This window comes from Flavobacterium sp. UBA7682, from assembly GCF_002482945.1.
Lineage (GTDB): Bacteria > Bacteroidota > Bacteroidia > Flavobacteriales > Flavobacteriaceae > Flavobacterium.
Window position 1 is genome coordinate 20,044 of record NZ_DLGY01000033.1, and the last position, 25,328, is coordinate 45,371.

The following is a 25,328-nucleotide window of genomic DNA, read 5'->3' on the forward strand; positions in this document are numbered from 1 at the left end:
GGATATCATTACTGAAAATTGTAATTAAAAACAGCATTAGTATTGAGCCAAAAAGATGAGAAAAAAACAAGAACTAGCAATCATTATTAATTAAAATCATGAGTAATCTAGAAAAGAAGAGCATGTATAGTACTGTTATGCAACAATTTACCAAAAGTGCCGATACTATTAAATTAGATCCGGAAATAAGAAAAATATTAGAAGCTACTACTAACGAGATTGTTGTCCATTTTCCTGTTAAACTTGATAATGGTAGCATCAAAATTTTTACAGGCTATAGAGTGCAGCACAATAATGTATTGGGACCATATAAAGGTGGCTTGAGGTACCATCCGTCTCTTAATATTGATGATGCTAGAGCGTTGGCTATATGGATGACTTGGAAAACTTCTTTAGTTGGTTTGCCTTATGGAGGGGCAAAAGGAGGGATACAATTGGACCCAAGAGAGTATTCACTTTTAGAATTGGAGCGTATCTCGAGACGATTTACTTACGCACTGGGAGACAATATTGGTCCGGACTATGATATACCTGCACCAGATGTGAATACTAATGAGCAGACCATGGCTTGGATTGCAGATACATATATGTCGACTAAGCCTACTTCTGAGCGATCTCGAAATAAACACATAGTAACCGGTAAACCAGTAGGATCGGGTGGACTTGAGGGAAGAGACAGATCGACAGGATTTGGTGTATTCTTAAATATTAAGTTATGGTATGAAAGCCGAAATGAAAAGTTGGATGGTAAAACATTCATCGTGCAAGGTTTTGGAAATGTTGGATATTGGACATCGCATTTTTTGACAAAAGAAGGGGCGATAATGATAAGTGTACAGGACGCCCATGCTACTCTTTACAGTAAGAATGGGATTGATGTTGCTAATTTGCATATTCACTGTAAACCACGAAAAGGGTCAGTCAAAGGTTATAAAGAAGCTGAAGAAATTCCTAGCGAAGAGTTTTTTGGGCTAGAATGTAATATTCTTATACCGGCAGCTATGGGAAATCAAATTACGAAAAATAATGCCCACAAAATTAAAGCTGAATTAGTAGCGGAGGGTGCTAATGGACCTACCGATTTTGAAGGAGAAGCTATTTTGCTCAACAGAGAGATCACCATTATACCAGATATATTATGCAACGCAGGAGGAGTTATTGGCAGCTACTTTGAGTGGTTGCAGAATAGGAATGGGGAAATATGGCATTTAGATGAGGTGATGGTTAAGCTGGAGAAAAAAATGACAGAGGCATTTAAGAAGGTAGAATTAAAAGTTAAAGAAGGTCATATTGATTGGCGTTCGGCGGCTTACATTATAGCTATTACTAGAATTGAAACCGTTTACAGACAACGAGGTATTTTTCCGTAAATCAAAGTATAATTGGTCAGGTAGAAAATGATTTGCTAAGCCAAAGAGGTCCTTAGTTATAACAATGAAGTCAAAAAAACTTAGTATTGATGAAGTTAGTTCTATTTTTTTCTCAATTCTTTGTATTACGGCAAATTATGTTTTTTAAAATTAAAGATTCTTTTTAAAGTCTGAAGGCCTGAAATTGGTAAGTTGGAAAAAAGTATTGCTGAAAGAAGGTAGACTACCATAACCAACAGCATAAGCAATTTCACTAAGCGATAAGTCAGTCTGAAGCATGAGTTCGATAGCTCTTACTATTCTTAACAGCTTAATGTATTGAAGGAAAGAAGTGCCCAAAGTCTGTTGGAAAAGCCTAGAAAGACTTCTTGGGCTTATTCCAAATTGTTTGCTTATACTTTCCAACGAATGACTTTCTGCAATGTTTTTTTTCAAAAATTTCAAAATTGGGATCATTCGTTCGTTTTCTGTAAAAGGAAGAGCAATAGGGAGCGTCCTATGGCTTATTTCCGGTAAGATATCCTTTATTACCGATAAAAAACGATATTTATTGTCGTCAGGAGCTATGTGTCCATCCCAACTTTCCGAATATTTAATCATTTCCATTAATAAGTCGTTAATTGGATAAATCCCAACCTCAGTGTAGAAAGGGTCTTTGTCATCGTCATGAGTGTAAAAAAACAAAGACCTCAAAACTGTTGCTGAATGCCCCATTTTTAAGATGTGCGTTAAACCTTTGGGCACCCAAAAATAATGTCGGGCAGGAATTACATAATGCTTATCATTAACTTGTAAATAGGCAAGTCCTCCTTCTACATAAGACAGTTGACCTTTGGTATGACTATGATAAGGAATGTACTTTTCAAACTTTTCGTGCATTACGAAAACTGAAGAAGAAAAATTATCAATGTCGGGTAAGGAAGCAATCAGACTCATTAATGTTTGTTTTTAAAGTATTCGATTCTATCAAATATACAAAAAATCAGACGGTATATTTTTTTAAATCTTGAAATTTATGTTTGTTTCTATGAGAAATTTAAAGCAACTTAAAGTAGTATTCCGTCAGATTTTTTTCATTGGCTGGATTAATTAAGTATTAGTCTATTTTGCGTAAACTTAAAGTATTTCGGGGATTTACTTTTGCAACATTAAAATTAAATCATAATGTTTTTCCAATACAAAAGGCATCTACTATTTTGTTTGTTTTTCTTTCAATCTGCCCTTCTTTTTTCACAAAATCCTCTATTAAGGCATGAACAAGGAACTCCGCTTTCTATAAGCGAAACTTGGTCAAAGGCTATCGAATCGAGTAAAAAAATTAATTTAAGTGTTCTAGAGGCTGCAGTAAGTAAAGAAGAAATTAAAGAAAGTCAGTATGAACGATTTCCTGAAGTAAGTTTCAAAGGGAATTATGAGTATGCAACTAACATACCTGTATATGAAAACGGTCTCTTTCACAGTCCGGTCCAACATGAAGTTATTCATTTGCTTTACAAATTAAGTGCGGATTTTTATGTAAACATTTATAATGGTAACAAATTGAATCTAAAAATTGATAAGAAGAAAGTCCTAAATGAAATTGCTGAAATACAAAAAGGATTGACCGTTTCTGAAATTAAATTGCAAGCCTCTGTATATTATCTGAATTTACAAAAAAGTTTAATTTTTAAAGAATTAATGGTAAAAGAGATTGCCAATCAGGAGAAACAATTATTTGAAATAAAAGAGCTTTACAAGCATGGAGTTATTCTAAAAAGTGACGTGCTTAGAGTGGAGTTACAACTGTCCAATCAAAAAATGATACTTGTTAAGATTGAGAATGATATCTCCATTGCTAATCAAAGGTTAAATATACTAATTGGGTTGCCGGATCAGGAAATTGTTGACCCATACGAAGAATTAAATCCTTTTTTATTTGATTTAAAATCATATGATGATTACCTAGAAATTGCCGAAAACAATTCCTATGACTATCATATTTCGGAAAGAACAGTAGCTCTTAAAAAAATAGAACTAAAAAATATAAAAGCTAATGTGAGGCCTAAAATAGGCTTCTCAGGGGAATTTTATTTGGCAAACCCTCAAATTTTCTTATATCCTTATTCTCCCAGCAATTATACACTTGGAATTTTCGGAATAAGGGCATCCATTCCACTTTCTGAGTTATTTGTAAATAAACCGAAAGAAAGGGTTGCTAAATTGAACTTGGAAAAAGAAGAGTTAGAGCATCACCATACTGATGATAAGATGAGAGAACAGGTTTATGAAAATTACCTACGTTTTAAGGAATCGTTACTCCGGATAGATGTTGCAAAAGCAGATATTGAACAATCTATGGAAAGTGCAAGGATTGTTCGAGAAAATTATTTTAACCAAGCATCATTGATAACTGATTTGCTGGATGCCGATATACAATTACTTCAAAGCAAATTCAGTTTTGCCTCGGCAAAGATTAATGCTCAAATTCAATATTATCAACTTCAAAATATTTTAGGAACTCTTTAAGAATGAAAAATAAAAACACATACACTGTAACGGATAAGCTTATTACAAAAATCACTGCATGGATTGCTGGCATTATATCGCTGATATTGATCATTTGGGGAGTCATAACACTTCTTGATATTTCTAAAAATGAAAAGACAAATGACGCACAGGTACAAGAATATATTAACCCAGTTATTGCGAGAGCAGGAGGGTTTATTACGCAAGTTAAATTTGAAGAAAACCAGCCTATAAAAAGAGGTGACACAATTTTGGTTATCGACAGTCAGGAATATATAATTCAAAAAGAACAGACAGAAGCAGCCTTGCTGAATGCAAAGGCACAGTTGGTCGTTTGGCAGAATAAGGTTCAAACGCTCATTAAATCTGCAAAGGTTAACCTGTCTAAAATAGATATAGCAAAAGCTGAGTTGCAGAAAGAGAAACTAGAATACTCACGCTATAAAAAATTAGTTAGTAGTGAGTCGGCAACTAAACAAAAATTAGAAGAAGTTGAATCCGATTATAGTACTGCTATGGCACAGACAGAGTCTGCCGAGGATAATTACCAAGCTTCCTTATTGGAAATAAATGAAGCGCGAGCCCAAGAAATAGTAACGAAGGCAGAAATAAAAAGACTTAAAGCATTATTAGACCGTCACAAGCTAGATGTAACTTATACAGTAGTGACTGCATCCTATGATGGATTTATGGGTAGAAGGACTGTTGAAAAAGGCCAAATGATTGATGCCGGACAGGTATTGGCTTATATTGTAAATGCTGAGACCGATAAATGGGTAGTTGCAAATTATAAAGAAACCCAAATTAGTTCGATGACTCTGGGAGATAGTGCTGAATTTACTGCGGATGCCTACCCTGACAAAATTTTTAAAGGTGTTATTATCTCTTTTTCACCGGCAACAGGGTCTAGTTTTTCTTTACTTCCTCCTGATAATTCAACAGGGAATTATGTAAAAATCGTCCAGCGTGTGCCAGTAAGAATAAAAGTTACCAGCCCGAAAAAAGAAGCTAATTTTCTAAAAGCAGGAATGAATGTGAATGTATCAATTGCCAAAAAACAATAATAAAAATGTTACCAAAAGGGTTTTTGTTTAGAGGTTGGGTTCCAGAATGGCTAGTTAAGATAACGCTATTTATTGTGTTGCTGCCTAGTTTAGTCTTATTCTTTCTGCCTATGGTCAATATTAATGCAGCTGCCGGAAATACCGGCATAGAAACCTACGATGTTATATTTTCGGTTGCTCTGTTTTATGCCGGCTATGTGAGTTTTTTTTCATTGGAAAGACGTTTTTTTAAATTTTTGGCTGCAAAGGAGTACTTTATAATAATTACCATTATACAGATTGTAAGCTCTTTTATCTGTTACTGTACTAAGGAGGTAGGCATCCTGTTCGTTTTCCGCTTTATACAGGGGATGGCTTTTACAATGACGGTAAACCTGTCTTTATCACTTATATATGCACGTTTAAGAAGCCAAAGAGCAAGGGTTATAGGTTACTCTGTGTTTTTCGGAATGTTAGCTGCCATGATTCCTTTCAACAATTTTGTCACGGCTCATGTTGTAGACTCATTTGATTTTAATATTCTATACAAATGTGCCATGTTCTCCTATTTGCCCAGTTTGTTGTTCTTACTATTATTTATGAATAATGTGAGGCTTGATGTAAAGTTTCCATTGTATCAGTTAGATTGGGCAAGCTTTTTATTTTATGCTATTTCGATTTGTTTGATAGGATATGTTATGGTTTATGGACAGGAATACTATTGGTTTGAAGATAAAAGAATCTTTTGGAGTATAGTTGCGATTATAGTTTCTAGTTTTTTTTTCGTTATAAGACAGTTGGGCTTAAAACGACCTTATTTGAATCTTGAAGTATTTAAGTACAGAAACTTTAAAATAGGTGCCTTAATTATTCTCATCTTTTACATTTGCCGATTTGCATTTTCAATCACGACGACTTATTTCCAAGATGTTTTGAGGTTAGATCCAATTCATATTGGTTACATCACCTTACTTAATATTGTTGGACTTATAATTGGGGTCATAGTTTCAGCCGTTTTTGTCCTACATCAACGTCCAGTACGTTTACTTTGGATATACGGGTTTACGCTATTATTTATTTACCACGCCTGGATGGTTTTCCTTTTTACAACGCAGGCAAATGAAAGTAGTTTTTATATTCCGTTGCTGGTTCAAGGACTTGGAGTGGGTACTTTAATGACTCCTTCTATAATATTCATGGTTTCATCTGTACCAGAAAAGTTGAGTGTAACCTCTGCCGGTGTATGCTTATTTATGAGGTGTTTAGGTTTTTATGTCAGTATCGGACTCATGAATTACTATGAGTTGTATTCTAAGAGTAAGCACTATAATACTTTTCAGGACAAGGTATCGCTAGCGAATAGTGTTACCAGTGAATCTATTTCAAAATATGAAAATGCTTTAATGAATCATGGAGTTGGTGCAGAGTATGCTACAAAAGCTGTAAATAAATTAATAGTTGATGCCATAAAAGCACAAAATCATATAAGGTACGCAATTGATTATTATGAGGGAATATGTGTACTCTTACTCTTAACCTTAACCTTGGTGGCACTATTTCCCTATATAAACAGAACTATTTTAACATTATCTAAAAAACAGCCCTCACCTTTTTGATGAGTTTTAAAAGCAGTATTTCATATTAAAATTAATATTATGGAGATTGTATATATCATCTTTTTGCTAACAATAGCTAGTATAACATACTATGGTTTATCCAAAAAAAAGAGAAATACTCTAAAGAAACGAAATCAAGTATTAATAGGGTTATTTCTTCGCATTAATAAACACTTGAAAATTGAAGATAGTTCTAAAGATGAAGTTCATCTTGTGTGGATAAGTATCCGGGGAACTATTAGAATAAATTTATCCCAGTATGGTGGAATTATTTTTATTTCTATTCAAAAAGGAGTGCATGATTTTAAAAGTAAAAGGAAGGATTGGATTTTTTTGGATGTCATGGACCAACATTTGATATTTAATGAAGTCATAGAGGACTTATATAAAATTTCTACTGATTGGAATCTTGGAAAAGATCACATTTTGTCATTATTGAATGAAAGTAACAAAAGTATAGCCAATGTTAAACTTGAAAACATATTCTTTAATTACAACAGGGCTGCAGCTGCCTATTGCTTGGCTTACCAGAGCCTTAATGCTATAAAAAAGAAACAAAGCTTAGATGATGCCGAGTCTTTTGAAGTACTTTTTTTTCTTTGTATGGTCACTTTTGAAAGATTGAAAAAGAGAAGTAAATCTAACTTAATGAGCATGTTTGTTAACTATCTGCTATACTTCCTTGAAACTCGAAATTTGTTAATAGAAATCAAAGATGTTCCAAAGCTGGTTAACCATAGAATTGGTATGTATACTGAGCAGGTTCATGTCGTAAAAGATGATTTCAATTGTAATTTTGGTGTTTTATATTACTATTTTTTTGTTAAACCGCTTGGTCTTAAGTCAGCTTCGCTATTAGTGGTTAGCCAACAAAACAAGTTTTCGTCCATATTAATGCCTATTTTAGTAGAACTTGAAAGCAAATTATTAGTGCTGGAGAACCAAATTGCAAAAAGCAAGTAAGTGACATTGTTTACAATTTTACAATTTTTTAATTGCATACGGAGAGATGAATCTAGGTTTCTGAATTAAACGCAGCAACAAGAAATATGATGGTTACAAAAGACAAAAAAACGGCTATATCTGATGAAACATTTTTTCAACTTTTGTATATTGAAAATCTCGAAGCCATACAGTTTTGTTGGAAAGTGCGTGAGGGACTAAGGCAAAAAATTTGCTTTATAAGGATTAAAAATTACACGGATTGGTACTTTTCAAATTTTTTACATTTGCAATTAGAAAGAAAACTGAGAATAGCAATTTTTGTTTTAGGGAATGATCATATATTGACAAAAAAAATGTTAACTAAACATAGACGAATTAAGAGGGTTTTTTTAAGCAATAAAGATGTTGAAAGATCATTGCATAGGATAGAGGAAGAGTTAGAAAATTTGATTCGATTTGAGGACCACTATGTTTTTAAGGAATTAAAGTTTGATTATTGTTTAAGTGAGTTTTTTGAACGAGAGTATTTGTCTCCGAAACTTTCTCATGCTTGCAAAGATTGGTCTGATCCGTTTTGGAAGGTAAAGCGATAACACTTTAAAATATTATTATGAGCACTAACATAATTGTAACTAGACTTGAAGTTTTATTAAATCTGCCTTTTATTTCTGCATATACGAGTAATTCGAATGTCTGCTTTGCGAATAATAATGATGTTAGGGTAGAGTACCGGGATAATTTCAATGAAAGAGATATAGTAGCTTATATAATAGGGATCATAGACTGCGAAGATTTTTCGCAATTCAATTCAGTGTGTTTAGAAGTACCTTTTCCAAAAAGTGAGTCTTACTTTTGGGAGGTAGTTAAAATAAAAAATAAACATAATTTGATTGACAAAGTACTTAAAGAGTTTACTGTATCTGAATTTTTTGCTACATTTCTTACCACTGAAAAATGGAGTGACTGAGATTTTACCGTTTCAAATGGAAGCTATTTTGGGCTTAAACTCACTTAATTTGAATTTCATCTTGGTCTAGAAGGAGTACATTTCTTAAAATTACGGCATGGTTAATTTGATAACTTTTAGCACCAAAAAGTAATGTAACCGATTGATTTCTGGCAATTTCTCTAAGTCGTTGTAGCTCCCTACTCTTTGATGAAAGCTCTTGGCGATAGCGGATTGCAAACTCAGCGAATCTCTCTTCTTTGTGGTCGAACCACTTCCTTAATGTTGGTGAAGGAGTGATTTCTTTGTTCCATTCATTTACGAATAAATCAGTTTTTTTTATTGCACGAGGCCAAATCCGGTCGACTAAGACCCGATATGATCCATCGGGTCCTTTATTATCATATACTCTTTTTATTTGAATCATCATTGAAGTATGCTGTTTAATTCTTCCTCCAGAGCAATAGTTTTAGGAAACAGAATGTTATTTTCTAAGTGAATGTGGAGATGAAGATCCTCTTCAAATTCTTTAAGCAAAGCATAGGTCACTTTAAATGTATTACAGGCATCCTGTGGAGGATTATAGTTATTGGTTAAGATTGCAATTTCATTAAACCGATCTCCCTCATCGCTATGTTCGCGTTGCATCATTTCTATTGGATTTTTTACTGTTCCAAATGCAGGTTTACCGACAGATGCTCCTGTTTTCATCGCTTTTGCTAGTCTAGAGATGTAAGGGAATAACATAAGTTCTTCCTTCATCATGTGCTTTGAAAGTTCTTCAGCAACAGTATTGAAATAATTTTTAATTTCAAATAATTCAGGATGCTTATCTCCATGAACTTCTACAACTTTGTTTAGGTAGGGTTTGAGTTCTAAAATGGCCTTTTCAACATAACGATGATGCTTAATTTCTATATGATTTACTAATTGGTCTACACTCCAAGATTGATAATCAACTGTTTCTTTTTTTTCATGAAGGAGCATTAGTTCTAGTTGTTGAACAATCATTTCGAATGAAATGTTTCTTTCGTTACAAACCTCTTTTAAAGATTTATTACCGTGACAACAAAAGTCGATTCCAAGAGATTTAAAAACGGATGCTAAACGGTAGTCTTGTGCCACCAGATGGCCCACAGTTTGGTTTATATGTATTTTCATAATGTTTAAATTTATAATTATTATTCAATTAGTTCTTGTTGTTAAGTAGTCAACGAATAGCGAATGACGCTATTCTTTATTATGCTCCTTTACTGAATGTAAGGAGTGTGATTCACTATTTTTTTGGAACTCAATTTTGGCGTGGAATAATTTTGCCATTTGATTTGCCTGCCATTTAGCTTTTTCAGCTTTATCTCCTATAAATAAAAGATCAATTGTTGAGCAGAATAATTCTAACCAACGATCAAAATGTTCTTTGTCAACAGATAGTTCAGCATGTGGAGGGAACGGACTACCCTTATATGTATACTCTTCGAGAAGAACTGTCTGCCAAAAGCGATACATTTTTTCAAGATGTTCGGGCCAACAATTATGAAGTTTTTGGTCAAATATTTCAGAAAGAATGTCATCTTTTTGTACCTGTGCGTAAAAAGAATCAACTAGTAGCACAATCTCCTTTATGTTTAAAATTTCTTTTTTCATTTGAGTTAAATTACTTAGTTTAGATTAAAATTTGTGATCAAATAATACAGCGCCCAAGCTATAAAAGCAATTAATAGTATCCACAACCAACTTGGAATACTATGAGGCGTTTCACTTCCAATTATTATGAATTTTTTTTGATCTCCCTTATCATAGGCATTAATCATCAGAGGAATAACTCCATCTACGGTTTCATTTTCCCTAATCCCTTCAATTGCTATTGAAGGACCGTTGCGAACAGTGAATTTAATTTTCTTAATCCCTTCTCGACCTGTCGAAGATTTACTTACGATTTTTAAGATATGATCACCATCTATCAGCTTATTAGTATCTAATTCAAACTGAATAGGCGTTTCAAATTCTGCAATGGGCTGAATGTCATTGTCTAGAAACAATATTATTTTGGCTTTGTCATCATTCATTTTGTTTTTTTGTTACAAGTTTAATATCGTTTTTTTAATGTGTTTATCGTCTTTTTCACCCGGCTTAAAAATGTATTTAAGAGCGTAAAAAAATGTTATAACCGTTATTACACTTATTAGAGCAACAATTATCCAATCCCAATTGTTTTGTGGTCCAACACCATGTGTTATTCCACGAGTTATTTTTGGTTGCGCCTTTTCACAAGCGGGACAAGCCTGCGCGGATTGCTGCACTAAGAGTATAATAATTATTGTTGAAATTTGAATTCTCATAGTATCATTTTTTAGGTATTAGTTTTAGCTTTTCAATGATGTCTTTTACTTGTTCTATAGTTACTTTTTTTGCATTATTGCCCCAACTCGTTCGTTCGTGATTAATGATAGCGGTTACTTCTTCAGCCGTGAGATTGTTATCAGTCCCGACTGCGTTCATGGTTGCATACTCAGGTCTGGGATCATATCCCTGCATAATTATGGTGACAAATAATTCTAAATTATCGCCAAGGACTACCGGACTATTTTTTAGAGGTGGGAAGGCTCCTTTTAGTCCCTCACCATTTGCCTGATGGCAGCTCATACAATTGTTGGCATATAGAGATTCACCGTCTGGCATCGAGGTATCTACAAGTTCCTTAGGTTTTTTATTTTCTATTTTTTTATAGAGAAATGAATTTGTAGGACTTCCATCTGGTAACTCTGTTTGTTTTAAACTTTGGAGGTAGGCTACTAATTGAAGGGCTTCTTTAGTGGCTACTATTTTTCTCTTTGTCCTATTATTAAAATTATCAGATAAGATTATCTCTATGTCATTTTTGCCTATACTTTTCTTTTCTTCAAACAGCCATGGGTATGCCGGCATTATTGATTTTTGGACAGTTGCACGTGGTTGATATAAATGCAGTAGATGCCACATCAGGCTTGGTTGGCGTTTACCAATATTTGTTAAATCTGGCCCTGTTCGTTCTGTACCCATTAGAGTTGCCGTGTTTCGCCATAGATCCGCTCGTTTATTTGCAGCATAATCTGCAGCAATTGATGGTCGATCACCCCAAACATTGTCCATGTCGACATTACGTACTTGTTGCGTGTGACAAGCCACACAACCATTTGCTATGTATACCTCTTTGCCTTTTATAGCGTCATCACTTGGTGGCGCTGCATTTGGTAAAATTGCGTTGTACTCTTGGTTATAAAGTGCCGGCATTATTGCCATTATAAGCGTCAGTATTATAAAAAGGCTTAGAGCACTTAAAAATAGTTTCTTATGATTGTTGAATAATTCCATAGGTATGCTGTTTACTACTTATTCGACTGTATACTCTTTCCGTTCTTTTGCTTTTAATATTTCGCTTGGTGAGGTCGGAATACGGTAATCATTTTGAGGGTTTACCATTTTATAAAAGTTATAGGCAAATAAAATATGAGATAACCACATTAGGGAACCTCCTATTGCCCGCCATAACCAATATGGAGCCATAAATGATACAGTATCGATAAATGGTTTACCTTCTAACCACAATAGTCCTCTCATAGTTGCTCCGTACATTAAGGGAAATGTGTAGAATAAGAGGCCTAATAAGGCAAGCCAAAAGTGGGCTCCAACTGTAATTTGCGGTGGTTCATTCCCAGTAAGGCGCGGTACGATGGTATAGATGAACGCCCATAACATGAAAGTTATAATACCGTACATGGTTAGGTGAGAGTGTGCTACAGTAAAGTCAGTGAAATGCCATATCAGGTTGGTAAATCTGAAAGCCTCAGCGGTACCTTGTAAAGAACCGGTAAAATAAAATATAATTCCAATAACGTAGAATGGGAGTGTATAGCTGGTACTTAGTTTGCCCCAAGACCCATTTATTGTCATTAAAAAATTTGTAGTTCCTGCGACAACCGGTATTATCATTCCCATACTACCCACGATGGCTATAGTCTGCATCCACCATGGTATAGCACTAAAGATAAAATGATGCGTTCCGATGAGCGTATAAAATAATATTTGCGACCAAAAGGCCAAAATACCAAGGCTATATGAGTAAATAGGTTTGTTAAGTTGTTGTGGCAGGAAGTAATACATAAGGCCAAGGGAAAAGAGCATAAACCACATACCAACTCCCTGATGCATGTAGTACCCTTGAATTATAGTTTCCCCCAAACCATCTTGCCAAGAGGGCCAATAAGCAACAAATGTGATTACGAGTACAAACATCAGTGATGCTACAATATACCAATTTGAAACGTAAATTTCTTTTGTTTTTTTTATAGCTACGGTCTTCCAAAAATTTATTAGTGTAAGTACAATACCAATGCCGAATAAGCTCATTATTGGCCATACGTACTCTCGATATTCTCCTCCACCATTATTTATACCATTCATTAAGGAAATGCTGCCAAGAAATACTGCTGCATTTATGAGGATTAATGATTGATATCCTTTTTTTGTGCTTGCTATATCGACATTACTGACGCGAGGGACAACATAGTAGGCAAGTCCAATCATTGCTAAAGAAGCCCAGCCCCAGAAGACCATATTCGTATGGACTGGTCGTAATCTACCAAAACTTAACCAACTATTATGATCCAAGTCCGGAGCAACGAACTTAATACCCAGGTATTCGCCTATAGTTGTACCAATTACTAACCAAAATGTTGCACAAGCAAGATACCAAAGTATCAGTTTTGTTAATTTGGGTTCAATGTATGGACGGGGCTGGCTCTTTTTTTTCTGCTCTACAAATCTGATTTCTTCTGACTTGTTTATATTACTGAGTAATCCTTTATTGTCATTTGAATTTAAATTTCCGCGGAGTTCATTATTAGTCAACTCAAATTCAATTTCTTTTTGACGTTTTTTGAGAAGTTTAATTTCCTTCTCGCTTAGGTTATGTAGATAGTTGTTAAATTTCTCCTGCTTGTTCTTATTTATATATCTTCTTAAAACATTATTTGCTTTAATTACAAGAATAATAGATGCAACTATTACCGGTATGGCAATTAAGAATAATATAATAATAATTCCGTATTCGTCAAAAATGTTGTTGTTCATACTTACTTATTTAGTGGACAAAAATGTCCATTATTATTTTAAATTTTTTTATCTTTTTAGAAAGGTAAGACCGGTTTCAATTCCTTCGGCAAGTTCTTTAATAGTAGTGTTCTCTAACATTTTTTTTAATTCTTCTCGGATAGCTTTGAATTCAAAATGAACTGGACATGGTTTTAATTCGTTGCATTTTTTTAAACCTAAACCACAACCTTTATATATCAAGTCTCCATCAATTGCTAAAACAATATCGCTTAACCTCAAAGATGACAATGCTAAACTATCCATCGAAAATCCACCTGTAGGACCTTTATCTGAGTTAATCATTTTCTTCTTTGTTAACTGCTGAAGTATTTTGGAAGTATAAGCCAATGGTGAATCGATTTCTGTTGAAACCTCCTTTAGACTTACTTTTCTATTTAATACCGACTGCTGCCCAATATAAATTGATGCTTTAATTGCGTATTCACATGCCTTTGAAAACATAATTTTTTTTTACAAAAATAATAATATTGGGAATAATGGACAATTATGTCTACTATATTTTTTAATATTACTATTATAAAAGCATTTTCAGTTTCATACATGAAATCAATCAATAGTTTTTTACTTAAACTGATTTTCATTTGTCTAAATTTTAAAGTGATTGTAATAAAACTCTATTTAAAATTAATGCATGATTACGAGATGGATTTTGCGACTTGCATAGTAGAGTGATTTTTTTATGTTTTGCTATTTTCCTTATTCGGTCAAGTTCCTTCTCATTTGCTAATAGTTCAAGAACATATAGCTTGGAAAAAAGGTCAAAATCTGTAATTTTTTCTTTGAGACATTTTGTAAGTCGCGGAGATGGAGCAACTTGTTTATTCCATTCATCTATTGTGATTTCAGATTTTTTTATTTCCCTTGGCAGTGTACGGTCAATGAATATTCTGTAGGTGCCATCGGAATCTTTGCTTTCGTATATACTTTTTACAGCAATACTGTCTAGGGGTATTTTTTTAGGAAAATCCTTTAGTTGTAATTCCATAACTTATTGTGATAAATTTTGTATTTCGATTTCAAAATTTTTTAACCATAAGCCAAATAAAAACAATCTGTACACCATTATTTCCACTATTTTAATTCTTACAATCTATCTTGAGTACATTGGAGCAATTGCAATGGAGATTTATTTCTTTTTTATCGAACATTAAGGAACCTAAGCGTACGATGTTATTTGTCCCATAATTAATAATGATTGCGATTCATAATTTTGAAAAAACAATCTTTAAGGCAAATTTATGGCAACATTTCTAAACATAAATGCTTTTGGCCTGAATGAATAAATAATAGGCTGTTTTTTGTAAAATCACTGAATTTTTGGGCTTTATCTTTGTGTTTATAATGGATCAAACATCTATTTTAAGGCATTTTTGATAAACTAAAATTTATAAATAAACAGTAATATGAAATCCTGTAAAAAGGTAGTTGATAGCTACAATATTATTTTAACTCAAATTACATCCAATGTGAAAATTAACAGCAATAAGAAGCCGATAACTGAAAGATATCGAGAGCTTGTTGATCATATAGTTAGATTGGATCCTAATGCTGAAGTTCAAGTTCATACAGATGATTCGATTATGTTACTTTTTCCGGAGACTGAAAATGTATGTGCTTTCTTTCTTGTGCAATTCCCAGGTATTATATCTGTAGAATTTATAATAGCCGGCGAAAAAAGTATGCAATACGAATGGATTTTTGCCGATAATAAAGATTCCAGACTAATATTTAGACAGATAATCAATGATACCTTAAATCATCCTATCAGCAAAGGAGTTAATCCAAGCTTGTTGAAAACAATGAATCTGAGGAAGCATCCTGTGAACATAGACATGGGTGTTAACTTTTTTGAACTAACTCTCCAAAAAAGTGAGGCAGTCATCATCTTTTGTATTGCATGGAATGGTATGCTTGTCATGGATAAGATAGAGAGGGCTAGTATCGAAGGCAAGTTTGAGATACTTTTTTTCAATTGTATGTTGATAATGAATTATCTCGATAATTCTAAAATAGAACTTTCTGGAATTCAAAACGATTTGATAAGATTGTTAATTTTCTATCTTGAAAAGCACCAATTGGTTAAACATTTTGATTTGGAGCTTCTTATTAATCAACGAATTGATTTTTATGGTAATGTTGTGAAAGAAATGGAGACTATGTCGAGGAGTACATGCTATGCTCTATACTATTATTTTTATATTAAGCCATTATACCGTAAAACAAATTTATCATTACTACCTATAGAACATAACATGATTTCGAACCTTATGCTAATGAATGAAAATATCAGAAAAAAAGTTGTCTTGTATCTAAGTTAAAACTTGAGATTGTGATGCTAAACATAGTTATTATGTTAGATTTTTTAATAATTTAAACACAAGATTGGGAAAGATGAATTGTCACTCATTTTATCATTTTGTATTGTATGATCCATTATATTGAATAATTGTACGAAGGAATAAGACATTACTATGACATCTACTTTTAAAACAACAGCAAGATATTTTATTTTATCAGAAATAGACAGGCCATCTTGAACATTACCATAAATGCCGGTAATCTTGAGTTTTAAATTGTCGATAGCATAATCTAGCTGATAAGAAACATTGGTTAATTCTACAATCTGGGAATAATCCTTTACAGTAAGAAAATGAATCCATAAGTCATCGATTTTTATTAAGGGATTTATAAAAGATAAGTAGTCTGTTATTTTTGTATTGTTGGCAAAGGGATACAATACTGATTCTATTTTTTGTTTATTAAAAACGACCGGGATTGTCAAAAATAAGCAGGTTATATGCTTAATTATTTCCAATGATGAGGAAAAGTGTGTCGTCCCAAAGATATTGTTCTTACCAGATGTGCCTAAAATGACTAAATCTATTTTGTTCAACATTACAATTTCTTGGATACCACTACCGACTGCGCCCATTTGAACTATTATAGTAAAAGGGAGTTTGTTATTATTTATTTTGTTTAGGTCATTTGGATCCATTTCTAATAAAACACTTTTTGCAGTTCGGTCTATCATTGCTGTTATCTTGCGACGAACATTAAAAAACTGGGTTTTGTATCTGGGTTTTGTTATATGTACAAGATACAAATTGGCTTTATTGAAATCAGCAATCCGGAACGCCATTCTTAGGGCATTTCGTGCTGAAGGAGAGAAATCCATTGGGACACAAATATTATTACAATTGAGTTTCATAAATCATTGTTTTTATAGACGGAGTAGTAGGTTAAGTTGATTTCAAATTTAGTTTTCGTTTCAATACAACAGGTTGATGCTTGTCAACCAATAATTCGTAATTATGAGTTTCAATCTTTACAATTATCGTTTCAAGAGTAATGAACTATTTGAAAATATTACAAGTGAGGAAGGCGGAAAGCTCGAATCCATCAAAACTTTAAGGCAATGTAATAAAGGAGAAGTTCTTTATGCTCAAGGAAGTCTAACATCGTTTGTTTACAGGCTCAAAAGGGGTAAAATTAAAATTGAACAACTAAACACTGATGGAAGAATTCGCATTATATACATATATACGAAAGGAGATTTTTTTGGATTTAGGACACTATTCAGCAATGAAAAAAATCCAGTTAGTGCAATTTTTTTGGAAGATGGTGAAGTTGAAATCTATGAAGGAAAAAAATATCTCCGTATCATCAAAGAGTCAGTAACATTGTCTGGTATTCTTATTCAGATACTTAGTTATGAATTCAATGTATGGGTTAATTTTATCTCATCATTATCACATAAAACTGCTAGAGCAAAAGTAGCATTGGTGCTACTTATTCTGAGCGAAAAGTATAAAAACGATAACCCACCAGCTATAACTATGACCAAATTGGACATAGCCCGTTATAGTGACACTACCGAAGAAACAGTAGTCAGGGTTATCGGATTTTTTGTGAAACAGCGATTATTAACTAATAATGGCAGGAGCATTCGGATTATCAATAACAAATTATTAGAAATGATCGCCGAAGGATCTTAAAAGTTTCCTGAAATCAGGATTTAAAAACTTTAAGGACAGTTTTTTCCCCTAAGTTATTTTTTAGTTCTATTAAGTAAAGACCAGTTTGACCATTAATCTTCAATTTAATATTTTTTGTAGACAATATCTTTTCTTCATATAAGACTTGGCCCAATGTATTCATCACTTTAGCGGTAACACTTTCATATTCCTGAGCAACATCTATGTTGAGGGTTTCTGCTACCGGATTTGGGTAATAAATTACTGATGACTCAAAACTGCTAAAGGATGTTTGTAATGCTGGGTCTGTCCATTTAAAATCATCTATCGCCATGTAATTAAGTGAAGCAGGTACCTGAAAGCGCCATTCATCTGCTTCAATAGCGGCTTGTCCATCAGCATCAAAATCAAGCTTAACATATCCATTATTCACAGTAATTACTGAAGTGATAGAATAGCTCATGAAAGAAACCAGATTATTATTTCGGTACCATGAAACCAGAATATTTCCTGAACCTGCGTAAATGCAATCAGCAGAAACAAACATCCAAAGACTATTCAACCGGACATTATTTCCATCGCTGGTAGATATAATGCCAGTAACTCCAGGAGTACCACACGAGTTTGAATTGTCAATATAATAATTTGAAGGGCCTAATCCATAGTCCTGCAAATGTTCGATATGAAATACACCGCCTAGATTGAATGTTTTCGTATCACTAGCAAACGAAAGTGCATTGTCTGTTTGTGACTCGAAAGTTTCTGTTACCTGAGCGCTGATAGTTGTAACGGATAAAAAGGTTGTAATAATTAGTACTGTTTTTTTCATAAATATAAATTTAAATTGTTTACTTATTTATTTTTGAAGTTTAAAAGACTTAGGTTCATCAAGATTAGGATTGGTTATAAGCATTATGCCAAAAGAAATGCTAAACGAACAATAGATTAAAACCAATAAGCAGATCTTGTAATTTTCATTAGAGTGAAAAATTTGTCCCTTTAATAAGAATATAAATCCGACGAGATAATGAGTAAAGTTTGCAAGGATAACGGGTCGATTGTATATTCCGCCCAGCATGCTCCCTTTGACAAACCAATTAAGAACAGCAAATGAAAAATATAAAGCTCCAAGAATCTGCGTAAATACTAAAATAATTGGAGTAGCTTTAATATTTTGACTCTCCCACAAAAAATCAGGAGCAAAACTTAAAATCACACCAGACACTCCCAAGGTAACAGAACTTGCTGTCATTATTGTTTTTCTTAGCATAGCTGTTTGTAAAATGCCGTTGGTCATATTTGTTTTAACTAGAATGATAGCGAAGATAACAGAACACCATTGAGATAAGTAGGCATAATATCGTAATTATAAAGGCTTTTTTATCACTCATAATATGAAATATCTTTTGGTGAACAAGACAACACTATACAATGGAGGCTTTAAATTCGGACTTGACAGATTTCTTTTTGAACTTGCCATAGAAACAAGATGTAACAGTACTGCTGTTGGTATCGTTAATTCCGCGAGAGGCTACACAAAGGTGATCTGCTTCAATAATTACTGCAACATTTTCAGTCTTTAACGCTTCCACCAACCCATCAGCTATTTGCTTAGTAAGTCTTTCCTGTACCTGTGGCCTTTTGGCATAAAACTGAACAAGACGATTAATTTTAGAAAGACCGATTACCTCCCCTCCTGAGATATAAGCAACATGCACTTTTCCGATGATAGGGACAAAATGATGTTCACAATAAGAATGAAGTGTTATGTTTTTTTCAACAAGCATTTCATTGTACATATATTTATTTTCAAACAGCTTTATATCAGGCTTGTTAGAAGGATTCAAGCCGCTAAATACCTCTTTGACAAACATTTTGGCCACTCGATGGGGCGTTTTTTTTAGACTATCATCCTCAAGATTGAGCCCGAGAGTATGCATGATTTTATAGAAGCATTCTTCAATTATTTCTATTTTTGACTCATCGTTAATATCAAATGCCCCCGCGTGCATAGGTGTCTGTATATCAGCATGCAATTTCTTATCAACCATTATATTTAATTTTAGTATCTGGTCACCCATTTATTATTATTTATACTAGTTACTGTTTTTTTAATTTAATTTTTCAAAGAGGATTAACAATAAAACACGATAAGCTAACAAGTAAAGACGTTACCAACTTCACCTGAAAGCTTAAGATTTTATAGCTAGTATTTATGGGCAAGCTTTGCTATCCTTGTTAACGAGAAGGCACCAATAGCCATTACAAAATCACGAACGGCCACATCAAAGAATGAACCGCCAGCTAATAATAATACACCAATAAGGGCAAGCCATGCTGAAACTATATAACCTCCAATAACTGGTCTTGCCAGGACTATAAGACCAGCCACAATTTCTATAATCCCAACTAATATCATTAGTGTGTGTGGAGAGAAAGGTAAAGAGGAAGATAATGCTGGAGGTACATAATCCTCCCAATGTGTGAGTAAATTAAAAAATTTATCTAGCCCCGCCACAATTGGAACTATACCATATGTCAATCTGAGCAAGTCTGACGTTTGTCTGATTGTTTGTGAAATTTTTGCTTCCATTATCTAAGTTTTTAATTATTTAGATGTTAGATGAAAAAAACTATGTAGAGGTTACAAAATTTCAAAAAGTTACAAAAGGAGTAGTTCAATAGTAGAACAAATGATCATTAGCTCACATTAAAATATGAAGATTAATTATATTCTCAGGTCTTCCCTTAGCAAAATTATTGATGTTTTCAAATGCTTTTGAAAAGTATAGTTCATACCCGTTTTTTTCGACATATCCCAAGTGAGGCGTGCATATTACATTAGGCATTTTTAATAATGGGAATTCTTTGTCGAAAACAGGTTCGTCTTCATATACATCTAAAGCTGCAAAACCAGGTTTCCCTGATTTTAGTGCCTTTATTAAAGCGTCTTTCTCCACCAATTCTGCCCGACTAGTATTAACGAAGATTGATTCACTTTTCATCTGCTGTAAATCTGTTAATTTGACTATGCCGGTTGTTTCCGGTACTAATCTTAAATTAAGCGACACTATATCAGAGGTTTTAAAGAATATTTCTTTGCTTTGGGCTTTTATAAAACCATCGGATTCAGCATTGGTCAAAGACTTTTCACTACCCCAAACTTGCACAGTCATATCGAAAGCTTTTGCGTAGGTTGCTATTTTCTTGCCAATTTTACCATAGCCCCATATGCCTAATGTTTGGCCTTTTAGTGTTGTCCCAATGTTTGTTTGCCACAGACCGTTCTTCATATCTTCAATTGCTTGTGGAATTTTTCTTTGGGCATTTAGAATTAGTGCCCAAGTTAATTCAGCCGGGGCAATCGGTGAACCTACTCCATCTGCAATCAACACTTTATATTTGTTACATGCTTCGATATCGATATGGTTTGCAATTTTCCCAGTTTGGCTGATTAGTTTAAGATTTGGCAAACTGGATAAAAAGTTTTCCGTTATTTTTGTTCTTTCGCGTATTAGTACTAATACTTCTGCTTCTTTAAGTTTTGAGAAAGAGGTAGCAGAGATGTTGTGAAGATCTTGGACTACTGTCACTTCATGTCCTTCCAAAAGTCTGTAACAGTTTAAGTTTTTTACAGCTTCCTGATAATCATCTAGAATTACAACTTTCATTTTATTTTATTGATTTATAATTTAATAATTGTTTCCATTACGTAAGCAACAATCCTATCGCATCTTGAATTACCAAATTCAAATAGCTCAGCTTTATTGACCATACTAAGGAGTGATTCTTTCATCATTGTTCGTCCGCGGTGAAGTCTTACCTTGACATTGCTTTGACTTATTTTAAGACAATCTGAAATTTCGGAGATATTCATTCCTTCCACTTCATTAAGCATAAAAACAAGCCGGTATTTTTCGGGAAGTTTTTCGAATGCTCTTTCAATAAAACCCGCTTTCTCTGTTTGTGCAATTTTATTTTCCTGATTCATACTCGTATTGTCTGGTAATTGATATGTTTTTTCTTCTAATGATGTCGTTCGCATTCTTACTTTACTGAGTTTTCTGTTTTTTTGCAATGCTTCATTAATTCCTATTCGTATTAGCCAAGTTGAAAACGACGCTTTATTATTGAATTGATATAGTTTTTGAAATGCGTTGATGTATGTGTCCTGCATAACGTCTTCAATTTCACTCTCATCGTTCAAATAACTTCTTACGGTTCTATAAAGTATTTGATTGTATCTCCTAAGCAGAATCTCAAATAGTTCAGTCTCACCTTGCAGGATTCGTTCAATTATAACTTCGTCCGTTAACGGCGGTACCGATTTCTTTGTTTTGTTTGTTTCCATGGTGATGTTCTTGTTTTTTTGATTAGATGCAAATCAGGAACACAAGGTTACATAATGTAACTATTAAATCACTTAATGCATCTAAGTTGAAGTTTCACAGATGCAAAAAAATAAAAGGGCTCTGCTTTTTTGCAGTTGCGAATTGGTATTTACATCGTTTGATAGCTGATTAGAGGAAAAAAAAAGAGCTCCTTCAAATTTACAAATAAATCGTTTAATCTAAAAATCCAGAAAATGTATTACGACTCAAAAATCATCCATAAAGAATGGATAACGCACGATGTACTGAAATTGAAATTAGAAAAGCCGAAAACATTTCAATGTAAGATTGGACAGGCAATCGAATTGTCAATAGATATTTTAGGATCATTTAAGCACTTTGCCCCATTTACTTTAACTAATACAAATGAAGATGACTTTCTTGAAATAATAGTTAAAGTGTACGGAGAAAAAAAAAGGTTGACGTTCTGGCTTTCGGAGTTGCCTCTTGATTCAAAAATAATAATTTCTGAGGCTTGGGACTCTTATGAGTATAAAGGTAGTGGCGTGTTTATTGCCGCTGGCTCAGGAATCACTCCTTTTATACCAATGATAAGAAGTTTGTCAAAAGCAAATATGCTTGGGAATAATACTTTGATATATGCTAATAAAAAGCAAGAGGATATTATATTGAGAAATGAGCTTACCGGACTGTTGGGCGATAATTTTTTGAATGTCTTGAGCAGAGAAGTAACTGATTCATGTTTACATGGCAGAATTGATAGACCTTTCTTAGAATCTAGAATTGGTAATAAAAGATTATTTTTCTACATCTGCGGTCCTGAGGGATTTAACTATAGTGTCAAGGAAAATTTAATTAGTCTTGGAATTGCTGAAGAAAAAATCCAGGTTGCATAGTAAAGCATTACCAAAAAATAAATGAAAAGATTTGTAACCTAGCATTAGAATTTTCATCAAAAGCCTATAAACTTTAAATTATTCAAAAATGAAAAGAATTAATTCAATTAAAAAAACACTTGGAGCACTACTGATTTTATTAGTGTCATCCTATTCGTTCGGGCAAAAACAACCTCAATTATCAGATCCTGAAATTGCATCAGTTGCCGTAGTCGCTAATCAAATAGATATCAGCTATGCGGAAATAGCAATTGAAAAAAGTAAAAACAAAGAAATTAAAGAGTTTGCGACGTTGATGATGACGGATCACAAGGCTGTTATTGGACAAGCTGTAGCCCTTGTGAAAAAATTGGGTGTTACCCCCAAAGACAATGCTGTTAGTCAGTCATTATTGAGTGCTTCGGAGGGAACTAAGAAAGAGTTGAAAGCAAAAAAAGGAAAAGACTTTGACAAAGCTTATATTGACAATGAGGTTGCTTATCATAAAGCAGTTATTAATGCCGTAAAAGATCTTTTGATTCCACAATCTAAGAATGTTGAATTGAAGTCATTATTACAGGCGGTTTTGCCTGCTTTAGAGTCTCATTTGGCTCATGCTGAAATGGTACAACATAAATTTTCAAAATGATGACTATCAGAATGAATCACTTTAGAGGCATTTTATGCTTGCTTTTTATGACAGTTTTCGTTTTGAACGTTAGTGCTCAAAAAAAGGTTAAAGGGCCTAAAGTGTATACGGTAATCATTTCAAAAATGAAGTTTACGCCTTCTGAATTGGTTGTTGAAAAAGGATCTAAGGTTGTTTGGATCAATAAAGAATTTTATCCGCATGATGTTACTGATGAGTTAAAAAAAACATGGTCTTCGAAGCCATTAAACCAAGATCAAAGTTGGAGTAAAATCATTACAAAGAATGAAAGCTATTTCTGTAACCTTCATAAAACAATGAAAGGTAAAATTATTGTGAAGTAGATAATTTAAAACTAAATAAAGCTAACTTATAAAATTTAAAAAATGAAAATCAATAGAATCTACAGTCTGTTATCGGTGGTACTTGTGGGTGTTTTTAGTAGTAGTTGTACAGAGACAGAGATAAGAACCGAGACAATTACTGAAACTTTAGATCCGGCACTGGTAACGGAAGGAAAGGAAACCTTCAGACACGACACGTTTGGAGATGAAGACTTTTGGAGTGGTATTTTGCACCTCGATAAAGCAATAAAAGGCTCTTCTAATGGTGGATATGGTTCAGGTGTAAGTCCTGCTACGGCACTAGCAGTTGGATTAAAAGTTGATTCAGAAGCATTGCCAGCTGAGCTTGTTCAAAGCATACAAGCAGGTCAAGTTGATTTGACTAGTCCTGCTACAACACTTGCCCTATTAAAATTAGATGCAGTGGTAGGGTTAAAAGGGAACTTCAATTCTAACGGAGATATGACATCAGTTGGGATTACTTGTGCACTGTGTCATTCAACGGTTGACGATTCATTCTCAGCTGGGATTGGCAAAAGACTCGATGGTTGGCCAAATAGGGACTTAAATGTAGGAATGATAGTTTCATTAACTGATAATGCTGCTTTTTTAGCTAATTTGCTTCATGTAGATGAGGCGACAGTAATGACTGTTTTACAAGGATGGGGACCTGGGAAATTTAATGCAGGTCTGTTTATGGATGGTAAAGCATTGAAACCTGATGGTACTATAGCCGCTAATCTTATCCCTGCTGCTTTCGGGATGCAAGGCGTTAATTTAGCAACTTATACCGGTTGGGGAGATATGACTTATTGGAATGCATTTGTTGCTAATTTAGAAATGCATGGAAAAGGTAATTTTTCTGATTCTCGTTTAAATAATGCAGCACAGTTTCCTATAGCTAGTGAAAATAATTTTGGGAATGTTACGAACAATCCAGACTTGATAACTCCAAAATTACCTGGCTTACAAGCCTATCAATTATCGTTGCTCGCACCTACGCCTCCAGCAGGAAGCTATGATGCAGCCGGAGCGGCAGCTGGTAAGATTGTATTCCAAGGTGTAGGACAATGTGCTACTTGTCATATTTCACCAATTTTGACTGATGCAGGCTTTAACTTGCATTCAGCTGCCGAGATAGGGATTGATGATTTTGAAGCGAGCAGATCCCCAACGGGAATGTACAGAACTACTCCGCTTAGAGGATTGTTTGCCAGAAGTGGAGGAGGTTATTATCATGATGGAAGATTTGCTACTTTGAATGATGTTGTGAATCACTACAACAATCATTTTAATCTACAGCTTAGTTCACAACAGAAGAGTGATCTAGTGGAATACCTGAAATCTATCTAATCTTAGTACTTGTTTTTGATTGGGTCCCGTGATTGACATGACATATTGTTTGGTCACGGGATTTTTTTATACTCTTTAAATCTTTCTACGGTTTTACATTCAATTCCTGAATATTTCTCACACCAAATTTAGTCTCATGATAAGAAAACTAGCTTTACTATTTTCGTCCACGTATTTAATGTCCCTTTTGTTTTTGATATTTGCT

30 protein-coding genes are annotated in these 25,328 nt (G+C 33.7%); 13 read left to right on the forward strand and 17 right to left on the reverse strand.

The window, feature by feature from the left end:
• Window positions 1-98 precede the first annotated feature (98 nt).
• Window positions 99-1,370, forward strand: a complete 1,272-nt coding sequence (locus B3C16_RS08635) for a Glu/Leu/Phe/Val family dehydrogenase (RefSeq protein WP_121312730.1) — start codon at window positions 99-101, stop codon at window positions 1,368-1,370.
• A gap of 150 nt (window positions 1,371-1,520) precedes the next feature.
• Here B3C16_RS08635 and B3C16_RS08640 read toward each other — a convergent pair whose 3' ends face one another.
• On the reverse strand, window positions 1,521-2,306 hold the full coding sequence (locus B3C16_RS08640; protein WP_121312731.1) for a helix-turn-helix domain-containing protein: 786 nt from the start codon (window positions 2,304-2,306) through the stop codon (window positions 1,521-1,523).
• Window positions 2,307-2,534: 228 nt separating this feature from the next.
• Between B3C16_RS08640 and B3C16_RS08645 the strand changes: the two genes are divergently transcribed.
• The 6 genes from B3C16_RS08645 (at window position 2,535) to B3C16_RS08670 (ending at window position 8,446) form a co-directional block, all read left to right on the forward strand.
• Window positions 2,535-3,875 (forward strand): TolC family protein, encoded by a 1,341-nt coding sequence (locus B3C16_RS08645; RefSeq protein WP_121312732.1) that lies wholly within the window; start codon window positions 2,535-2,537, stop codon window positions 3,873-3,875.
• Between the two features lie 2 nt (window positions 3,876-3,877).
• Entirely contained in the window at window positions 3,878-4,939 is a 1,062-nt protein-coding gene (locus B3C16_RS08650) for an HlyD family secretion protein (RefSeq protein ID WP_121312733.1), read from the forward strand.
• A 5-nt stretch (window positions 4,940-4,944) separates the two neighbouring features.
• Window positions 4,945-6,534, forward strand: a complete 1,590-nt coding sequence (locus tag B3C16_RS08655) for an MFS transporter (protein WP_121312734.1) — start codon at window positions 4,945-4,947, stop codon at window positions 6,532-6,534.
• A 39-nt stretch (window positions 6,535-6,573) separates the two neighbouring features.
• Entirely contained in the window at window positions 6,574-7,497 is a 924-nt protein-coding gene (locus tag B3C16_RS08660) for a hypothetical protein (RefSeq protein ID WP_121312735.1), read from the forward strand.
• An 86-nt stretch (window positions 7,498-7,583) separates the two neighbouring features.
• On the forward strand, window positions 7,584-8,072 hold the full coding sequence (locus tag B3C16_RS08665) for a hypothetical protein (RefSeq protein ID WP_121312736.1): 489 nt from the start codon (window positions 7,584-7,586) through the stop codon (window positions 8,070-8,072).
• 17 nt (window positions 8,073-8,089) lie between these two features.
• Window positions 8,090-8,446: a hypothetical protein gene (locus B3C16_RS08670; RefSeq protein ID WP_121312737.1), complete on the forward strand. Its 357-nt coding sequence runs from the start codon at window positions 8,090-8,092 to the stop codon at window positions 8,444-8,446.
• A gap of 40 nt (window positions 8,447-8,486) precedes the next feature.
• Here B3C16_RS08670 and B3C16_RS08675 read toward each other — a convergent pair whose 3' ends face one another.
• From B3C16_RS08675 to B3C16_RS08715, 9 genes are all read right to left on the reverse strand, one after another.
• A complete protein-coding gene (locus B3C16_RS08675; RefSeq protein WP_121312738.1) occupies window positions 8,487-8,855 on the reverse strand; it encodes a DUF488 domain-containing protein in 369 nt (122 codons plus the stop codon).
• On the reverse strand, window positions 8,852-9,586 hold the full coding sequence (gene ric / locus B3C16_RS08680; RefSeq protein ID WP_121312739.1) for an iron-sulfur cluster repair di-iron protein: 735 nt from the start codon (window positions 9,584-9,586) through the stop codon (window positions 8,852-8,854). Before ric ends, B3C16_RS08675 begins: the two co-directional genes overlap by 4 nt.
• 69 nt (window positions 9,587-9,655) lie before the next feature.
• Window positions 9,656-10,069, reverse strand: a complete 414-nt coding sequence (locus tag B3C16_RS08685) for a group III truncated hemoglobin (RefSeq protein ID WP_121312740.1) — start codon at window positions 10,067-10,069, stop codon at window positions 9,656-9,658.
• Between the two features lie 14 nt (window positions 10,070-10,083).
• Entirely contained in the window at window positions 10,084-10,491 is a 408-nt protein-coding gene (locus tag B3C16_RS08690) for a cytochrome C (RefSeq protein ID WP_121312741.1), read from the reverse strand.
• A 12-nt stretch (window positions 10,492-10,503) separates the two neighbouring features.
• Complete coding sequence (locus B3C16_RS08695) at window positions 10,504-10,764, reverse strand: hypothetical protein (RefSeq protein ID WP_291130945.1); 261 nt, start codon at window positions 10,762-10,764, stop codon at window positions 10,504-10,506.
• A 4-nt stretch (window positions 10,765-10,768) separates the two neighbouring features.
• Window positions 10,769-11,776, reverse strand: a complete 1,008-nt coding sequence (locus B3C16_RS08700) for a cbb3-type cytochrome c oxidase subunit II (RefSeq protein ID WP_291130947.1) — start codon at window positions 11,774-11,776, stop codon at window positions 10,769-10,771.
• A gap of 18 nt (window positions 11,777-11,794) precedes the next feature.
• Entirely contained in the window at window positions 11,795-13,534 is a 1,740-nt protein-coding gene (locus B3C16_RS08705; RefSeq protein WP_121312744.1) for a cbb3-type cytochrome c oxidase subunit I, read from the reverse strand.
• 48 nt (window positions 13,535-13,582) lie between these two features.
• Complete coding sequence (locus tag B3C16_RS08710; RefSeq protein ID WP_121312745.1) at window positions 13,583-14,017, reverse strand: RrF2 family transcriptional regulator; 435 nt, start codon at window positions 14,015-14,017, stop codon at window positions 13,583-13,585.
• 151 nt (window positions 14,018-14,168) lie between these two features.
• Entirely contained in the window at window positions 14,169-14,561 is a 393-nt protein-coding gene (locus B3C16_RS08715; RefSeq protein WP_121312746.1) for a DUF488 domain-containing protein, read from the reverse strand.
• 418 nt (window positions 14,562-14,979) lie between these two features.
• Between B3C16_RS08715 and B3C16_RS08720 the strand changes: the two genes are divergently transcribed.
• Window positions 14,980-15,894: a hypothetical protein gene (locus tag B3C16_RS08720; RefSeq protein WP_121312747.1), complete on the forward strand. Its 915-nt coding sequence runs from the start codon at window positions 14,980-14,982 to the stop codon at window positions 15,892-15,894.
• 44 nt (window positions 15,895-15,938) lie between these two features.
• On the opposite strand, the gene B3C16_RS08725 is transcribed toward B3C16_RS08720, so the two are convergent.
• Window positions 15,939-16,784 carry a universal stress protein gene (locus tag B3C16_RS08725; protein WP_291130951.1) on the reverse strand — a complete coding sequence of 282 codons (846 nt, stop codon included), beginning with the start codon at window positions 16,782-16,784 and terminating at the stop codon, window positions 15,939-15,941.
• Between the two features lie 103 nt (window positions 16,785-16,887).
• Between B3C16_RS08725 and B3C16_RS08730 the strand changes: the two genes are divergently transcribed.
• Window positions 16,888-17,571 carry a Crp/Fnr family transcriptional regulator gene (locus B3C16_RS08730; RefSeq protein WP_121312749.1) on the forward strand — a complete coding sequence of 228 codons (684 nt, stop codon included), beginning with the start codon at window positions 16,888-16,890 and terminating at the stop codon, window positions 17,569-17,571.
• 13 nt (window positions 17,572-17,584) lie between these two features.
• Here the strand turns inward: B3C16_RS08730 and B3C16_RS08735 are convergent, their stop codons facing one another.
• The 6 genes from B3C16_RS08735 to B3C16_RS08760 all read right to left on the reverse strand — a co-directional run bounded on the left by B3C16_RS08735 (window position 17,585) and on the right by B3C16_RS08760 (window position 21,901).
• A complete protein-coding gene (locus B3C16_RS08735) occupies window positions 17,585-18,379 on the reverse strand; it encodes a T9SS type A sorting domain-containing protein (protein WP_121312750.1) in 795 nt (264 codons plus the stop codon).
• A gap of 27 nt (window positions 18,380-18,406) precedes the next feature.
• The gene (locus B3C16_RS08740; protein ID WP_121312751.1) at window positions 18,407-18,847 is read right to left on the reverse strand and encodes a hypothetical protein; all 441 of its coding nucleotides are present in this window, start codon (window positions 18,845-18,847) and stop codon (window positions 18,407-18,409) included.
• Between the two features lie 127 nt (window positions 18,848-18,974).
• On the reverse strand, window positions 18,975-19,601 hold the full coding sequence (gene folE, locus B3C16_RS08745; RefSeq protein WP_291130955.1) for a GTP cyclohydrolase I FolE: 627 nt from the start codon (window positions 19,599-19,601) through the stop codon (window positions 18,975-18,977).
• Between the two features lie 155 nt (window positions 19,602-19,756).
• Window positions 19,757-20,143 carry a hypothetical protein gene (locus B3C16_RS08750; RefSeq protein WP_121312753.1) on the reverse strand — a complete coding sequence of 129 codons (387 nt, stop codon included), beginning with the start codon at window positions 20,141-20,143 and terminating at the stop codon, window positions 19,757-19,759.
• A gap of 112 nt (window positions 20,144-20,255) precedes the next feature.
• Complete coding sequence (locus tag B3C16_RS08755) at window positions 20,256-21,221, reverse strand: D-2-hydroxyacid dehydrogenase family protein (RefSeq protein ID WP_291130957.1); 966 nt, start codon at window positions 21,219-21,221, stop codon at window positions 20,256-20,258.
• Between the two features lie 14 nt (window positions 21,222-21,235).
• Window positions 21,236-21,901 (reverse strand): RNA polymerase sigma factor, encoded by a 666-nt coding sequence (locus tag B3C16_RS08760; protein ID WP_121312755.1) that lies wholly within the window; start codon window positions 21,899-21,901, stop codon window positions 21,236-21,238.
• Window positions 21,902-22,135: 234 nt separating this feature from the next.
• On the opposite strand from B3C16_RS08760, the gene B3C16_RS08765 reads away from it, so the two are divergent.
• The 4 genes from B3C16_RS08765 (at window position 22,136) to B3C16_RS08780 (ending at window position 25,123) form a co-directional block, all read left to right on the forward strand.
• Entirely contained in the window at window positions 22,136-22,798 is a 663-nt protein-coding gene (locus tag B3C16_RS08765) for an FAD-binding oxidoreductase (RefSeq protein ID WP_291130959.1), read from the forward strand.
• A gap of 88 nt (window positions 22,799-22,886) precedes the next feature.
• The gene (locus tag B3C16_RS08770) at window positions 22,887-23,426 is read left to right on the forward strand and encodes a DUF4142 domain-containing protein (RefSeq protein ID WP_121312757.1); all 540 of its coding nucleotides are present in this window, start codon (window positions 22,887-22,889) and stop codon (window positions 23,424-23,426) included.
• Window positions 23,423-23,770, forward strand: a complete 348-nt coding sequence (locus B3C16_RS08775; protein WP_233549741.1) for a plastocyanin/azurin family copper-binding protein — start codon at window positions 23,423-23,425, stop codon at window positions 23,768-23,770. Before B3C16_RS08770 ends, B3C16_RS08775 begins: the two co-directional genes overlap by 4 nt.
• Window positions 23,771-23,812: 42 nt before the next feature.
• On the forward strand, window positions 23,813-25,123 hold the full coding sequence (locus tag B3C16_RS08780; RefSeq protein WP_291130962.1) for a hypothetical protein: 1,311 nt from the start codon (window positions 23,813-23,815) through the stop codon (window positions 25,121-25,123).
• Window positions 25,124-25,328: the final 205 nt, after the last annotated feature.

Bases quoted from the DNA above. Each gene is read 5' to 3' on its own strand.
- B3C16_RS08635 (WP_121312730.1), top strand. From the start codon at position 99: ATGAGTAATCTAGAAAAGAAGAGCATGTATAGTACTGTTATGCAACAA.
- B3C16_RS08640 (WP_121312731.1), bottom strand. From the start codon at position 2,306: ATGAGTCTGATTGCTTCCTTACCCGACATTGATAATTTTTCTTCTTCA.
- B3C16_RS08645 (WP_121312732.1), top strand. From the start codon at position 2,535: ATGTTTTTCCAATACAAAAGGCATCTACTATTTTGTTTGTTTTTCTTT.
- B3C16_RS08650 (WP_121312733.1), top strand. From the start codon at position 3,878: ATGAAAAATAAAAACACATACACTGTAACGGATAAGCTTATTACAAAA.
- B3C16_RS08655 (WP_121312734.1), top strand. From the start codon at position 4,945: ATGTTACCAAAAGGGTTTTTGTTTAGAGGTTGGGTTCCAGAATGGCTA.
- B3C16_RS08660 (WP_121312735.1), top strand. From the start codon at position 6,574: ATGGAGATTGTATATATCATCTTTTTGCTAACAATAGCTAGTATAACA.
- B3C16_RS08665 (WP_121312736.1), top strand. From the start codon at position 7,584: ATGATGGTTACAAAAGACAAAAAAACGGCTATATCTGATGAAACATTT.
- B3C16_RS08670 (WP_121312737.1), top strand. From the start codon at position 8,090: ATGAGCACTAACATAATTGTAACTAGACTTGAAGTTTTATTAAATCTG.
- B3C16_RS08675 (WP_121312738.1), bottom strand. From the start codon at position 8,855: ATGATGATTCAAATAAAAAGAGTATATGATAATAAAGGACCCGATGGA.
- ric (WP_121312739.1), bottom strand. From the start codon at position 9,586: ATGAAAATACATATAAACCAAACTGTGGGCCATCTGGTGGCACAAGAC.
- B3C16_RS08685 (WP_121312740.1), bottom strand. From the start codon at position 10,069: ATGAAAAAAGAAATTTTAAACATAAAGGAGATTGTGCTACTAGTTGAT.
- B3C16_RS08690 (WP_121312741.1), bottom strand. From the start codon at position 10,491: ATGAATGATGACAAAGCCAAAATAATATTGTTTCTAGACAATGACATT.
- B3C16_RS08695 (WP_291130945.1), bottom strand. From the start codon at position 10,764: ATGAGAATTCAAATTTCAACAATAATTATTATACTCTTAGTGCAGCAA.
- B3C16_RS08700 (WP_291130947.1), bottom strand. From the start codon at position 11,776: ATGGAATTATTCAACAATCATAAGAAACTATTTTTAAGTGCTCTAAGC.
- B3C16_RS08705 (WP_121312744.1), bottom strand. From the start codon at position 13,534: ATGAACAACAACATTTTTGACGAATACGGAATTATTATTATATTATTC.
- B3C16_RS08710 (WP_121312745.1), bottom strand. From the start codon at position 14,017: ATGTTTTCAAAGGCATGTGAATACGCAATTAAAGCATCAATTTATATT.
- B3C16_RS08715 (WP_121312746.1), bottom strand. From the start codon at position 14,561: ATGGAATTACAACTAAAGGATTTTCCTAAAAAAATACCCCTAGACAGT.
- B3C16_RS08720 (WP_121312747.1), top strand. From the start codon at position 14,980: ATGAAATCCTGTAAAAAGGTAGTTGATAGCTACAATATTATTTTAACT.
- B3C16_RS08725 (WP_291130951.1), bottom strand. From the start codon at position 16,784: ATGAAACTCAATTGTAATAATATTTGTGTCCCAATGGATTTCTCTCCT.
- B3C16_RS08730 (WP_121312749.1), top strand. From the start codon at position 16,888: ATGAGTTTCAATCTTTACAATTATCGTTTCAAGAGTAATGAACTATTT.
- B3C16_RS08735 (WP_121312750.1), bottom strand. From the start codon at position 18,379: ATGAAAAAAACAGTACTAATTATTACAACCTTTTTATCCGTTACAACT.
- B3C16_RS08740 (WP_121312751.1), bottom strand. From the start codon at position 18,847: ATGACCAACGGCATTTTACAAACAGCTATGCTAAGAAAAACAATAATG.
- folE (WP_291130955.1), bottom strand. From the start codon at position 19,601: ATGGTTGATAAGAAATTGCATGCTGATATACAGACACCTATGCACGCG.
- B3C16_RS08750 (WP_121312753.1), bottom strand. From the start codon at position 20,143: ATGGAAGCAAAAATTTCACAAACAATCAGACAAACGTCAGACTTGCTC.
- B3C16_RS08755 (WP_291130957.1), bottom strand. From the start codon at position 21,221: ATGAAAGTTGTAATTCTAGATGATTATCAGGAAGCTGTAAAAAACTTA.
- B3C16_RS08760 (WP_121312755.1), bottom strand. From the start codon at position 21,901: ATGGAAACAAACAAAACAAAGAAATCGGTACCGCCGTTAACGGACGAA.
- B3C16_RS08765 (WP_291130959.1), top strand. From the start codon at position 22,136: ATGTATTACGACTCAAAAATCATCCATAAAGAATGGATAACGCACGAT.
- B3C16_RS08770 (WP_121312757.1), top strand. From the start codon at position 22,887: ATGAAAAGAATTAATTCAATTAAAAAAACACTTGGAGCACTACTGATT.
- B3C16_RS08775 (WP_233549741.1), top strand. From the start codon at position 23,423: ATGATGACTATCAGAATGAATCACTTTAGAGGCATTTTATGCTTGCTT.
- B3C16_RS08780 (WP_291130962.1), top strand. From the start codon at position 23,813: ATGAAAATCAATAGAATCTACAGTCTGTTATCGGTGGTACTTGTGGGT.